At 73.4% G+C, this 12,406-nt stretch carries 12 protein-coding genes; 7 read left to right on the top strand and 5 right to left on the bottom strand.

The window, feature by feature from the left end:
- Window positions 1-37 precede the first annotated feature (37 nt).
- On the top strand, window positions 38-943 hold the full coding sequence (locus tag MUY22_RS30130; RefSeq protein WP_247050152.1) for an aldo/keto reductase: 906 nt from the start codon (window positions 38-40) through the stop codon (window positions 941-943).
- An 85-nt stretch (window positions 944-1,028) separates the two neighbouring features.
- Complete coding sequence (locus tag MUY22_RS30125; RefSeq protein WP_247050150.1) at window positions 1,029-1,421, top strand: hypothetical protein; 393 nt, start codon at window positions 1,029-1,031, stop codon at window positions 1,419-1,421.
- A gap of 211 nt (window positions 1,422-1,632) precedes the next feature.
- Here the strand turns inward: MUY22_RS30125 and MUY22_RS30120 are convergent, their stop codons facing one another.
- On the bottom strand, window positions 1,633-2,253 hold the full coding sequence (locus MUY22_RS30120) for a TetR/AcrR family transcriptional regulator (RefSeq protein ID WP_247050148.1): 621 nt from the start codon (window positions 2,251-2,253) through the stop codon (window positions 1,633-1,635).
- A 147-nt stretch (window positions 2,254-2,400) separates the two neighbouring features.
- Between MUY22_RS30120 and MUY22_RS30115 the strand changes: the two genes are divergently transcribed.
- Together MUY22_RS30115 and MUY22_RS30110 are read left to right on the top strand one after the other, a co-directional pair.
- On the top strand, window positions 2,401-3,735 hold the full coding sequence (locus MUY22_RS30115; protein WP_247050146.1) for an MFS transporter: 1,335 nt from the start codon (window positions 2,401-2,403) through the stop codon (window positions 3,733-3,735).
- Window positions 3,732-4,553 carry an SGNH/GDSL hydrolase family protein gene (locus tag MUY22_RS30110; protein ID WP_247050144.1) on the top strand — a complete coding sequence of 274 codons (822 nt, stop codon included), beginning with the start codon at window positions 3,732-3,734 and terminating at the stop codon, window positions 4,551-4,553. The genes MUY22_RS30115 and MUY22_RS30110 overlap by 4 nt, the downstream gene beginning before the upstream one ends.
- On the opposite strand, the gene MUY22_RS30105 is transcribed toward MUY22_RS30110, so the two are convergent.
- Entirely contained in the window at window positions 4,550-5,014 is a 465-nt protein-coding gene (locus MUY22_RS30105; protein ID WP_247050143.1) for a hypothetical protein, read from the bottom strand. The two genes, MUY22_RS30110 and MUY22_RS30105, sit on opposite strands and share 4 nt — an antisense overlap.
- A complete protein-coding gene (locus tag MUY22_RS30100; RefSeq protein ID WP_247050141.1) occupies window positions 5,011-6,255 on the bottom strand; it encodes an MFS transporter in 1,245 nt (414 codons plus the stop codon). The genes MUY22_RS30105 and MUY22_RS30100 overlap by 4 nt, the downstream gene beginning before the upstream one ends.
- Window positions 6,256-6,314: 59 nt before the next feature.
- Between MUY22_RS30100 and MUY22_RS30095 the strand changes: the two genes are divergently transcribed.
- Window positions 6,315-7,442, top strand: a complete 1,128-nt coding sequence (locus MUY22_RS30095) for an ROK family transcriptional regulator (protein ID WP_247050139.1) — start codon at window positions 6,315-6,317, stop codon at window positions 7,440-7,442.
- Here MUY22_RS30095 and MUY22_RS30090 read toward each other — a convergent pair.
- Complete coding sequence (locus tag MUY22_RS30090) at window positions 7,423-7,935, bottom strand: GNAT family N-acetyltransferase (protein ID WP_247050137.1); 513 nt, start codon at window positions 7,933-7,935, stop codon at window positions 7,423-7,425. The two genes, MUY22_RS30095 and MUY22_RS30090, sit on opposite strands and share 20 nt — an antisense overlap.
- A 49-nt stretch (window positions 7,936-7,984) precedes the next feature.
- On the opposite strand from MUY22_RS30090, the gene MUY22_RS30085 reads away from it, so the two are divergent.
- Both MUY22_RS30085 and MUY22_RS30080 read left to right on the top strand, forming a co-directional pair.
- Window positions 7,985-8,815 carry an AraC family transcriptional regulator gene (locus MUY22_RS30085; RefSeq protein WP_247050135.1) on the top strand — a complete coding sequence of 277 codons (831 nt, stop codon included), beginning with the start codon at window positions 7,985-7,987 and terminating at the stop codon, window positions 8,813-8,815.
- A 64-nt stretch (window positions 8,816-8,879) separates the two neighbouring features.
- Window positions 8,880-9,512 (top strand): dihydrofolate reductase family protein, encoded by a 633-nt coding sequence (locus MUY22_RS30080; RefSeq protein ID WP_247050133.1) that lies wholly within the window; start codon window positions 8,880-8,882, stop codon window positions 9,510-9,512.
- On the opposite strand, the gene MUY22_RS30075 is transcribed toward MUY22_RS30080, so the two are convergent.
- Entirely contained in the window at window positions 9,492-12,377 is a 2,886-nt protein-coding gene (locus MUY22_RS30075) for an AfsR/SARP family transcriptional regulator (RefSeq protein ID WP_247050131.1), read from the bottom strand. The genes MUY22_RS30080 and MUY22_RS30075 overlap by 21 nt on opposite strands.
- Between the last annotated feature and the right edge of the window lie 29 nt (window positions 12,378-12,406).

The following is a 12,406-nucleotide window of genomic DNA, read 5'->3' as shown; positions in this document are numbered from 1 at the left end:
GGTTCCTCCGCTTCGCCATCATCGCACGACTGACGGGATGCCCATGCCCCCCATCGCCACCACCGCTCCGCTCGCCGGCCGCACCGTCAACCGCGTCGGGTACGGGGCGATGCAGCTCGAACGCCTGCACGACGACCGCGACGCGGCCGTGACGCTCCTGCGCCACGCGATCGACCTCGGCGTGAACCACCTCGACACCGCCGAGTTCTACGGCAACACCTTCGTCAACGGCGTCATCCGCGACGCGCTCCGGCCCGGGGACGACGTGCTGGTCGTCAGCAAGGTCGGCGCCGACCCCAACCCCGGCGGGCCGATCCGGCTCCGCCCCGCGCAGCGCCCCCACGAGCTGCGCGCGAGCGTCGAGGACAACCTCAGGACCCTCGGCACCGAGCAGATCGGCGTCGTCAACCTGCGCCGCCTGGACACCCGGCCCGGCCTGAAGGCCGAAGGCGACCAGCTGGTCGACCTCGACGACCAGCTCGAGGTCATGACGGCGCTGCGCGACGAAGGCAAGATCGGCGCGATCGGGCTCAGCAGCGTCACCCTGGAGATCCTGCGCCGGGCGCTCCCGGCGGGCATCGCCTGCGTGCAGAACGCGTACAGCCTGGTGAGCCGCGAGGACGAGGACATGCTGGAGCTCTGCGTCGCCGAGGACATCGCCTGGGTGCCGTTCTTCCCGCTCGGCGGCGCGTTCCCGGGCCTGCCGAAGGTGACCGACGAGCCGGCCGTGCACACCGTCGCGGAGTCCCTCGGCGCCACGCCGTCGCAGATCGGGCTGGCCTGGCTGCTGCACCACGCGCCGAACGTCCACCTCATCCCCGGCACCGCGACCGCCGGGCACCTCGAGGAGAACGTCGCCGCCGGTTCGATCGGGTTCGACGGCGCGACGCTCGCCACGCTCGACGCCGTCCCGTCGCGCTCCCAGGACATGGCGCTCGGCTGAGCCGTCGGTATGTCCGGAGTGCCGGGCCCGACCGCGGCGTGAGATGCTCCTCTCGCTGGAAGGTCCTAGGCGAGAGGCGGAGCGGGTGACCACCTGGACCGATGTGATCAACTTTGTCCGGACGCGGTACGAAGTCCTGGAGGAGCAAGGCGACTGGCTGCGGTTCCGCCTCGCCGGGCCGCAGGACCGGACGCAGCAGGCGACGGTGCACCACCTGCCCGAGCTGGACGGCGGCGCGTGGGTCGAGATCTCCTCGCCGGTCGGCTGGGCCGACAAGATCGACCTGCGGCAGCTGCTGGAGCTGGCCGGAGCCTCGGCCGCCGGCGGCGCGGCGGTCGTGGACGGGGTCGCGCTGCTCAAGCACACGCTGCCCCTGGAGGACCTCAGCATCGAGCTCGAGTTCGAGCGCCCCCTCAAGACGCTCGTCGCCCGGGCGGACGCCTTCGAGCACGAGCTGACCAAAGCGGACGAGTTCTGATCCCGCGCCACCGCGCGTAGGTCGTTCGCACCGTGCGCGAGTTCGAGCGTCGGTGACGCTGCCGTCCGGAGCTCCCGGACGGCAGCGGGTCCGCTGCGCACGCCCTCGGACTGCACCGGGTGCGGCAAGGCCCGACCTGCGCGACAGCCCGGCTCACCCGAGATACCGGACCAGGGCGTGCGCCTGATCCCGCGCTGGTAGGTGGCCGGGGTCAGCCGGCCAGGCCGCCGATCAGGAGGTCCACGACGCCGCGTGCCAGCGCGTGGATCTCCTCGGCCGGCTGGCCCTCGATCCGGCGGAACCACGTGTCGACCGCGTTAAGGTTGCTCAGCAGGGTCCGCGTGGCCAGTGACGCGTCGACCGCGCGCAGGGAGCCGTCGGCGAGGCCGGCCTCCACCACCTTCCGGAACAGCTGCTCGTAGTCGCTGCGCAGCTGGTTCAGCTCCTGCAGCGCCTCGACCTGGCGCGCCTTCAGCGCGGTCGCCACCTGGCCGCGCACCGCCTGGTGGACGACGTGGTGGTAGGCCAGGTCCTGCATCAGGTTCACCACGTGCGCCTCCGACATCGCCACGAGCCGGTCGCGACCCGTGCCGTCGCCGTGGGCGAGCACCTCGATCCGCTCGCGCACGCGCCCCATCGCCTCCTCGTAGACGGCGAGGAAGATGTCGAACTTCGACCGGAAGTGGTAGTACACGAGGCCTTTGGTCGCACCCACGTCGCGCGCGATGTCGTCGATCGTGGCGTTGGCGAACCCGGTCGCCATGAAGGCCTCCGCCGCGGCGTCGAGGATCCTGCTCCGCGCACCGGGTTCGACGTCGGGGCTCGCGCTCACCTGGTCGTCCTCCTCGTTCCTGGGCGTCCCATCATCCCATGTCAGGGACGGGCGGTTGACACCAACACGCGCCGAACCCTACCGTGATACTCCGTAGTATTGCAGGTCAGACGGTATCAGCGTGAGAAGTCACCTGAAAGGCGTCCAATGACGAACGCACGAGACCTCCTGCACGAACTCGCCACCAAGAAGGCCGTCACCCGGCTGCTGCCGGTGCTCGGCCTCGCCTACTTCATGTCTTATGTGGACCGGACGAACGTCGCGCTCGCCAAGACCTCGCTCGCGGCCGACATCGGCCTCAGCGCGGCCGCCTACGGGCTCGGCGCCGGCCTGTTCTTCATCAGCTACGCCTTGCTCGAGGTGCCAAGCAACCTGATCCTCTACCGCGTCGGCGCACGCCTGTGGATCACGCGCATCGCGATCACCTGGGGCATCGTCTCCGCCGCGATGATGTTCGTGGGCGACGACGTGTCGTTCTACATCCTGCGGCTGCTGCTCGGCGCCGCCGAGGCGGGCCTGTTCCCGGCGATGATGTACATGGTCACGCAGTGGTTCTCGCAGAAGCACCGCGTCACGATCGTCGGCCTGATCTACGTCGCGCCCTGCGTCGCGGTCATCATCGGCTCCCCCCTCGGCGGCGCGCTGATGGAACTGCAGGGTGTCGCCGGACTGCGCGGCTGGCAGTGGATGTTCCTCGTCGAAGGCCTGGTCACCGTCCTCATCGGCATCGTCGTCTGGTTCGCGCTGCCCAGCCGGCCCACCGACGCGAAGTGGCTCACGGCGGAGGAAGCGGCCATGCTCTCGGAGCGGGCCGTCGGCGACACCGCGGCGTCGCCGACGCGGGTGCGCGGGAACCTGCGCCGGGCGTTCGGCCACCCGACCGTGCTGCTGCTCGGCGCGATCTACCTGATCAACCAGTCGATCGGCGGCGGGATCGGCTTCAACTTCCCCGCCTACATCCAGTCTCTCGGCCTGCAGAGCCCGTTCCTGATCGGCCTCGTGGCGGGCAGCGGCGGCATCTCGGGGCTGGCCGGCGTGCTGTTCTTCCCCTGGTTCAAGCGCCGGTACGGCCACGAGGTGACGCTCATCGGGATCTGCGCCGGCGCCGTGCTGCTGGTCCTCGTGGGCTTCCTCGTGTCGCGGAACCCGGTGTGGAGCATCAGCTTGCTCTTCATCTCGAACTTCTTCGCCTTCGGCACGCTGCCGCTGTTCTGGTCGGTCGCGATGTCACGCCTGTCCGGCCTGATGGCCGCGGCCGGGCTCGCGTTCATCAACATGCTCGGGATCACCGGCGGCTTCGTCGGGCCGTACGTCTACGGCCTCATCGAAGGCTCGACGGACAGTCTCGTCGCGCCGTACTACGTGTTCGCCGCCGCGGCCTGCGTTGCCGTCGCCCTGGTGCCGGTGCTGGGCATGTCGATCCGGCGCGCCGCGGTGCAGGACCAGGCCGCCGCGCCGAGCGAAGGGCAGCCGGTCCAATGAGGTACGTGCTGGTGCTGGTGCTGCTGGCCTGCCTGGCCGCCGCACCGGCGGAAGCGAGCGGGCGGATCCGGTACGTGGCGCTCGGCGACTCGTCGGCCGCGGGTCCCCTGATCCCGGACCAGATCGACGCGACGTGCTTGCGCTCCGACCGGAACTGGCCGCACGTCCTGGCCGGCCGGCTGGGCGCGACGCTCACCGACGTGACGTGCTCCGGCGCGACGACCGCCGACCTCACCGGGCGGCAGGCCGGGATCGTCGCGCCGCAGTTCGACGCGCTGCGCCGGGACACCGGCCTCGTCACGCTCGCGATCGCCGCCAACGACATCGTCCTCAGCTCGGCGTTCGTGACGTGCGCGAGCCCGGACGGACCCGTCGTCCCGTCGTGCCGGGACCAGTACACCACCGGCGGCGTCGACCAGTTCCAGGCCAGGATCGCCGCCACCGCACCGAAAGTGGCCGCCGCGCTGACCGAGATCCACCGCCGCTCCCCCGCCGCCCGCGTGGTGGTCGTCGGCTACCTGACCTACTGGCAACCGGGTGGCTGCTACCCGGCCGACCCGTACACCACCGCCGACGCGAACTACATCCAGGCGACGTTCGACCGGCTGATGGTGATGCTGGCCGGCCAGGCGGCCCGCACCAAGGCGTCCTATGTAGACATCCGGAACCCGAGTGCCCGGCACGGTTTGTGCGCGGCACCCGCGACCCGGTGGCTGGAAGGCGCGGTGCCGGCGTCCCCGGCGTACCCGTACCACCCGAACGCCGCGGGCATGGCCGCGGCGGCCGCGATCATCGCGGCCGCCGGGGTCGCCCGCTAGGAGGTGAGCAGGCCGCGAATCCGGTCGTACTCCGCGGCCATCTCGGGGGTGGCCAGCATGTCGTCCAGATCGGCGGACACCTGGAAGTCGACGTCCTCGATCGAGCGGATCGCCAGTTCGTAGAGCTCGCCGCGCCGGCCGCCCTGGAGGTAGCTGTTCCAGTGCATCAGGGCGGTCAGCGCGGCGACGATCCCGCGGTCGAGGTCGTCGTCGACCAGGATCCCCGCGTCGATCCGTTCGATCAGGGCCCCCAGCTCACCGGCGTCGACGGTCAGGATCGACGCGCGGGCGGCGGCCAGCGCGGCCCAGGCGTCTTCGGAGAGTTCGTCCGGCACGGCGTCTTCCACGGCTTCTTCCCGGAGCAGCCGGGTGATCGTCGCGGCGCCGAACGCCGCGGCGTTCTCGTCGCTCGCCGCGATGACGAGGTTCAGGATCGCCGTTTCCAGTTCCGGGTATTTCACCCGCCGGACCCTATCCGGTCCCCTTCCGCGACCGCCGCCGGCCGGGCGGCCCGGCGACGCTCCACCGCCACGCCTGCCACGGCCAGCGCGAACCCGATCGCGCTCACCACGACGCCGGCCCACGCCGTCGCGCGGTAGCCCAGGCCGACCGCGATGACCACGCTGCCCAGCGCCGCGCCGATGCTGTTGGCCGCGTTGAACGCCGACTGGTTGAGCGCCGCCCCCATCAGCTGGGCGCCCGGCGCCACCGCGATCAGCCGCGCCTGCAGGACCGGGCCCAGGAACAGGATCGTCCCGCCGATCAGGAAAGCGCCGGTGAACAGCCCGAACGCCGAGCCGGCGGTCAGTCCGAAGTAGACGTTCGCGACGATCACCGCGCCGAAGCCCGCCACCATGGCCCGGTGCAGGTTCCGGTCGGCGGACCAGCCGCCCAGGACGTTGCCGACGGTCATGCCCAGCCCGACGGCGACCAGGACCCAGGCGACCGACCCGGACGGCAGCCCGGTGACCGACGTCGTGATCGGCGCGAGATAGCTGTCCACCGCGAAGAACCCGGCGATCCCGATCGACGCGGTCGCCACGACCAGCCACACCTGCGGCCGCCGCAACGCCCGCAGCTCGTCGGCCGGCGACCCGCCCGAGGCCGGCGCGTCCGGCACCGTGAGCGCCACGGCCAGCAGCGCGAGCAGGAACACCCCGGCGATGACCAGGTACGCCGTCCGCCAGCCGACGGCCTGCCCCAGCCGCGTGATCACCGGGACGCCGGCCACGTTGGCGACGGTCAGCCCGCTCAGCACCACCGCGAACCCCCGGCCTTCGCTGCCGGGCCCCATCAGCGACGCCGCCAGCAGCCCGGCCGCCCCGAAGTACGCGCCGTGCGGCAGCCCGGCGGCGAACCGGGCCGCCAGGACCAGCCCGAACGTCGAGGCCAGCGCGGACGCCGCGGTGCCGAGCACGAACAGCACCAGCAACCCGAGCACCAGGCGTTTGCGCCGCAGCCGCGCGGTGATCGTGGCGATCAGCGGCGCGCCGACGACCACGCCCAGCGCGTACGCGGTGATCATCCAGCCGGCGTGCGCGACGGCGTCCGGTTCGGACCGGGCGTACTCGTCCCCGAGCACGCTGCGCGCGATGTCCGGCAGCAGCCCGGCCGGCACGAACTCGGTCAGCCCGATCGCGACCGAGCCGAGGGCCAGGGCGAGCAGCGCGGCCCAGCGGCGCCGGCGGGTGAGATCCTCCATTCCGGCGACTTTAGCAACGCTGTTGCGTTAGTTCCAGACGCCGGCGGTAAGGTGACGCGGTGCACCTGGCTTTCCTGCGGGACTACCACGAGGCCCTGGTGATCGCGCTGGCGCGGACCTTGCCCACCCTCGAGCGGGGCACGGTCGCCGAGGTCACCGGGCTGACCCCGCAGGCGGTGTCGAAGGTGCTGGCGCGCCTGGTCGAGGAGGGCCTGCTCGCCCCGGCGGGCGTACGGCGGCCGGCGCTGGGCAAACCGGCCGCGGTCTACCGGCTCGTGCCCGAAAGCCGCTGGGCGATCGGCGCGCAGGTCACCCGCCGCGAGCTGCGCCTGGCCCTGACGGACCTGGCCGGCACCGTCCGCGCGTCCGCCACGACCCCGCTGCCGGACGACTTCACCCCGGAGCAGCTGCTGGTCCGGCTCGCTGCCGGCGTCACGACGATGATCGCCGAACACCGCCTGAGCACGCCCGAGCCGGCCGCCGGCGCGGACCCGGCCCGGATCCTGGCGGGCGTCGGCGTCGGCATGATCGGGCCGCTCGACCAGTCGAGCGGCACCGTCCGCGGCGCGCACCGGCTGCGGCACTGGCGCGACGTCCCGCTGGCCGAGCTCGCCGAGCGCGAGCTGGGCCTGCCGGTGGTGGTGGACAAGGACGTCACGGCCGGGGTCACCGCCGAAGCCTGGCGCCGCGGCCCCGCCTTCCGCGACGCCGCCCTGGTGGTGGTCGACGCCGGGGTCGGCGCCGGCCTGTGGCTGCGCGGCGCCGCGCACCGCGGCGCGCACACCAACGCCAGCGAGTTCGGCCACACGGTCGTCCAGCTCGACGGGCCGCGGTGCGCGTGCGGCCGGCACGGCTGCCTGGAAGCCGTCCACGAACGGGCCGCCGACCCCGCGGCGGCCGCGGCCGTGCTCGCGACCGGCGTGGTGAACCTGCTGCAGACGCTCGACCTGGGCCACATCGTCCTCGGCGGCGCCGACCTGCTCCGCCACGGCGACGTCTACCGGGACGCCGTCGAGCACGCGGTGCGCACCCAGCTCCCCGGCGCGGACTGGCTCACCGTGGACGTCAGCTTGACGACGCTGGGCACCGACGTGGTCGCGGCCGGCGCGGCGATGCAGGTGCTCAACACCCGCTACGGCCTGCCCGACCCCGCGGGCCTGCAGCCGCTCACCGGCCGGCCGGCCTGACCGGCGACCACCGGCCGAGCCACTGCCGAGCGCCGTACGCCTCGTACCGCTCCACCTCGGTGAACCCCAGCTTCGCCGCGAGCCGCATCGAGGCGACGTTGGCGGTCTGGGTGCGCAGCGCCACCGGCTCGCCGGGACGAGCGCCGGCGAACCAGCCGAGCGCCGCCGCGCACGCCTCGGTGGCGTACCCGTGGCCCCACGCCGCCGGCAGGAACAGGTAGCCCAGTTCGGTTTCCGCGTCACGCCGGTCGAGCGTGATCATGCCGATCATTGCGCCGTCCAGGTCGACCACGAAGAGGCCGAAGCGCCGCCCGGGCACCGCGGCCACCGTGCGCTCCAGCTCGTCGCGTGGCTGCGCGCCACCGATGTAGCTGCCGACCTCGAGCGAGGCGAACAGCTCGACGAACGCCACGCGGTCCCGGGCTTCGGACTCGCGCAGCACGAGCCGCTCGGTCCTGATCGGGGCCGGGGGCCAGGGTCCGGGCTCGGTCATGGCGGGCAACCTATCGCGCGGACCGGACCGGCCCGGCCACACTGGACTCATGGAGTACGTCGGCCAGGTGCCCGCCCCGCCGCTCGACCGGTTCGTCGACGACGTCTACTACCAGACCGGCGTGCCGGGCCACCGGCTGATGACCGTCCCGCCGATGCCGTCGGCGCACCTGTTCCTCAACCTGGGCGCGCCCGTCCGGCTGTACGACTCCGACCCTTCGGTGCCGCCGGCGGTGGTCGCCGACGGGTGGTTCATGGGGATGTGGACCCGGCGCTTCCGCGTCGAGTTCCCCGCGCGGGTGCGGCTCGTGGGGGTGCACTTCAAGCCGTGGGGGCTGTCGCCGTTCGTCGGTGTGCCGGCGAGTGAGCTGCGGGACCGGTGGGTGCCGGTCGACGCCGTCTGGCACCGGTCCCTCGACCGGATCCGTGACCGGCTCGGGGAGCTCGCGTCGGCCCGCGAGACGTTGCGGGTGGTCGAGGAGGAGCTGCGCGCCCGGCTCGCCGAAGCGCCGGCGCGCGGTCTCGACCTGGTCCGGCACACCGGCGGACGGCTGGCGACGTCCCACGGCGCGGTCCCGGTCGGCGCGCTGACCGAGGCCGCCGGGGTGAGCGGCAACCACCTGGCCGCGCAGTTCAAGGCCCACGTCGGGATCACCCCGAAACGGGTGGCGCGGATCTACCGCTTCGCGCGGCTGATCCTCTCGGTGGACGCGCTGGGCCCGGCCGGCTGGGCGGATCTCGCCCACCGCGTCGGCTACTTCGACCAGGCGCACTTCGGCAAGGAGTTCAAGGACTTCACCGGCCACACCCCGACGGAGTTCCTGGCCCTGCGGCGCCGGTTCCCCGCCGAAGGGCCGTTCCCGCCGATGCCCGCCGAGTGATTTTTTACAAGCCCGGCCGGGGCCCGGGACACCAAGATCGGACGAGACGACCCGAGGAGGGCCCGTGGGCACGGTGATCATGCAGAACGTGGTGTCGGTGGACGGCTTCATCGCCGACGAGCGCGACGACGTCGGCCCGCTGCACGAGTGGTACTTCTCCGGCGACACCCCGATCACCGAGACGTCACCCGACGAGGAGTTCGACCATTCCGGGACGGGCGGCGGCTTCCGGGTCTCGAGCGCGTCGGCGCCCTACGTCCGGGCGATGTGGGAGAGCATCGGCGTGATCGTCATGGGCCGCACGCTGTTCGACCTGGTGAACGGCTGGGAGGGGAAGCCGCCCGCGGGCGAGCACGTGGTCGTCGTCTCCCACCGGCCCAAGCCGGAAGGCTGGCACCCCGAGGCGTCCTACCACTTCGCCGACGGCGCGAAGGCGGCGATCGCCAAGGCCCAGGAGCTGGCCGGGGACCGGACGATCGCGGTGAACGCGGGCGAGGCGGGCAGCCGGATCTTCGCGGCCGGGCTCGTGGACGAGGTGGCGATGGACGTCGTGCCGGTGGTGTTCGGGTCGGGCAAACGCTTCTTCGCCGGCATCGAGGGACAGCAGCTGCTGGAGGATCCGCACCTGGTCATCCAGGGCGACCGGGTGCTGCACCTGAAGTTCAAGGTGCGCCGCTCACCAGCCGGCGGGGCGTAGGTGGGGCAACGACTTCGGCCGGTCCAGGTCGAGCCGGGCGGCGATGTCCGCGGCGGCCCGCTCGTGGTCCCGCGCCGCTGACGGGTCGTCGCCGGTGCGGGCGAGTTCGGCGTGGGCCTGGGCTCGTTCGTGGAGGTGCTCGCCCCGGACCACGATCGTGAACTGCTCGACGGCCTCGGTTCCGTTGCCCAGCGCGAGAAGGGTCCGGCCCAGCTCGATCCGGGCGCAGGCCTGGAGGCGGACGTCGTCGTCGAGCATGGTCACCGCGGCGCGCTGCGGCCCCAGGGCGTCGTGGGCGCGTCCCGCCGCGCGGTGGGCCGTGCCGATGAGCACCAAGGCCTCGGCTTCGCCTTCCCGGTCGCCGATCCGCTGCCGCAGGTCACGGGCCTGGCGGAGGTGGCCGAGGGCCTCCTCGCCGTCGCCGAGCGCGATGAGGCACCGGGCCAGCGCGGTGAGCACGTGGTCGTTGGGGCTGAACCGGCCCAGCTCTTCGCAGCCGGCGTAGGCCGTGCGCAGGAAGGCCAGCGCCGGCTCGTAGTCGCCGTTCAGCCAGCGGACGACGCCGCGGGTCCAGCAGGTGATGATCCGCGCGTCGAGGCCGAGCGGGGACAGGCGCGCGAGGACGGCCAGCTCATCGGCCGCCGCCTGCGCGTGCCGCGCCGCCGGCTCGTGGTCGCCGCGTTGCAGGTGCATCAAGCCGAGCAGGGCGAGGGTGTGCGCGTGGGACTCGGTGTTCTCCGGCTGCTTCGCCGACGCCGTCAGCAGGTCGAAGGCCCGCGAGGTGTGGCCGGCGGACCAGTGGGCCAGCGCCAGCAGCGTGCTCAGCAGGCCCTCGCCGCCCTCGGCCGTCTCCTGCGCCGCGGCCAGGCTCTGCTCCAGCAGTTCGATCGGGTCGCCGCCGAGGTCGCGCTCCAGGAAGTGCCAGAAGGAGATGGCCAGCTGCCAGGCGTGGGTGCCGTAACCCTCGGCCGCGGCGCAGCGCGTCGCGGCCAGGAGGTTGCCGCGCTCGGCCAGCAGCCAGGCGTGCGCCGCCGCCGCTTCCGGGCCGCCGGCCTCGAAGCAGGCCGCGGCGTCGGTGACGGCCGCCAGGTAGTGGTCGAGCATCTTCCCGGTCATCCGCGGGTCGTCGGACAGCCCGCGCGCGTATTGCCGCAGCAGGTCGTGCTGGCGGTACCGGCCGGGCACGGCCTCCTCGGCCAGGTGGACGTCGACCAGCCGCTGCAGGGCGTCGTCGGCCCGCCCCACCGGCGTGCCGGTCATCGCCGCGAGAACGGCGGTGTCCGCGTCGGCGCCGGGGTGGCGGCCCAGCGCGTAGAAGAGCTGCTGGTCCTCCGGGGGCAGGTGCTCGTGGGACATCCGGAACGCCAGCGCCACCTCGCGGTCGGCGAACAGCTTCGGCAGCCGCCGGCGCGCGTCGGCCAGCTGCGCGGACAGGTACGCGATCGGCCAGGCGGTGCGGTGCGCGAGCCGGGCGCCGGACAGCCGCAGCGCGAGCGGCAGGCCCGCGCACAGGCGGACGATGCGCGCCACGGCCTCGGGTTCGGCGGCCGCCCGGTCGGTGCCCACCAGCCGGGCGAAGAATGCCGTGGCTTCTTCCTCCGGCAGGACGGCCAGGGAGATCGGCCGCGCCCCGGCGAGGTCCGGCAGCCGGGCCCGGCTCGTCACGATCACCAGGCCGGGACCGGCGGGCAGCAGCGCGGCCACCTGCGTCTCGTCCACGGCGTTGTCGAACACGACCAGCAGCCGCAGCGCCGCGGTCTTCGCCCGCCACTGCGCTTTGGCGTCGCCGGTCGCCGCGAGGCCCAGCTGGCCCAGCAGCACCTCCAGCGCCTCGTCCGCGGTCAGCGGCGTCTTCCCCGCGCTGTGCCCCTGCAGGTCCACGAAGACGACGCCGTCGGGAAAGCGGCCGGCCAGCAGGTGCCCGGCGTGGACGGCGAACGCCGTCTTGCCGACCCCGGCCATCCCGTCGACCGAGTAGACGGTGGCCCGGTCGCCGGTCGACGTCGCCAAGCGGGCGAGCTCGGCGGCCCGCCCGGTGAAGTCCGGGAGATCGCGGGGCAGGCAGTTGCGGCGGGCCGGGGTCTTTCCTGCACCGCCGGGCGGACGCGCTTCGCGATCCCGCCCCAGCAGCCGCCGGTGCGTGTCCACCAGCGCGGCGGTCGGGTCGATGCCCAGGTCCTCGGACAACCGGGCGTGGACCTCCCGGTAGTGCTGGAGGGCGTCGGCCGTCCGCCCGGCCCGGTGCAGGGCCGTCATGTACAGGCCGGCGATGCGCTCGTCGTACGGGTGCCCGGCGGCCAGGGCGGCGAGCCCGGCGACCAGCTCGGTGCCTTCGCCCAGCCGCAGCCGCGTCTCGGCCAGGTCGAGCTGGGCCGCCAGCCGGGCCCGCTCCAGCCGGTCGCGCTCGGCGTCGGCCCAGTCGCCGGTCAGGCCGGTCAACGCCGGTCCGTGCCACAACGCCAGCGCCTCGGTGAGGGTCGAGACCACGCGCGCGTCGTCGCTGTCCGCGCCGGCCCGCGCGCAGAGGTCCTGGAAAACGTACAGGTCGACCGGGAGCGGCGTGGCGTCGGCGATCAGCGCGTAGCCGCCGGACCGGCGGACGAGGCTCACCCCCGGCACCGCGCTCACGGCGCGGCGCAGCCGGGAGATGTAGCTGTGCACGGTTTCGCGGCCGCGCAACGGCACCGCGGCGCCCCACACCCGCTCGGCGAGCCGGTCGGTCGACACGACCCGGCCGCGCTCGACGACCAGCGCGGCCAGCACGCACCGCTGCCGCGGGTGCCCGAGGTCCACCGGAGCGCCGTCGACGGACGCGGCCACCTCCCCCAGCAACCGCAGCACCGCACTCACCTCCCCGAGCGTCACGGAAACCGGACACAGCGTATACGCTCAGT

The sequence above is a fragment of the Amycolatopsis sp. WQ 127309 genome (assembly GCF_023023025.1).
Lineage (GTDB): Bacteria > Actinomycetota > Actinomycetes > Mycobacteriales > Pseudonocardiaceae > Amycolatopsis.
This window is presented reverse-complemented; position numbering and strand designations above follow the sequence as displayed.

Excerpts from the sequence above, each read along its gene's own strand:
- MUY22_RS30130 (WP_247050152.1), top strand. The coding sequence starts at position 38 with ATGCCCATGCCCCCCATCGCCACCACCGCTCCGCTCGCCGGCCGCACC.
- MUY22_RS30115 (WP_247050146.1), top strand. The coding sequence starts at position 2,401 with ATGACGAACGCACGAGACCTCCTGCACGAACTCGCCACCAAGAAGGCC.
- MUY22_RS30110 (WP_247050144.1), top strand. The coding sequence starts at position 3,732 with ATGAGGTACGTGCTGGTGCTGGTGCTGCTGGCCTGCCTGGCCGCCGCA.
- MUY22_RS30100 (WP_247050141.1), bottom strand. The coding sequence starts at position 6,255 with ATGGAGGATCTCACCCGCCGGCGCCGCTGGGCCGCGCTGCTCGCCCTG.
- MUY22_RS30090 (WP_247050137.1), bottom strand. The coding sequence starts at position 7,935 with ATGACCGAGCCCGGACCCTGGCCCCCGGCCCCGATCAGGACCGAGCGG.
- MUY22_RS30085 (WP_247050135.1), top strand. The coding sequence starts at position 7,985 with ATGGAGTACGTCGGCCAGGTGCCCGCCCCGCCGCTCGACCGGTTCGTC.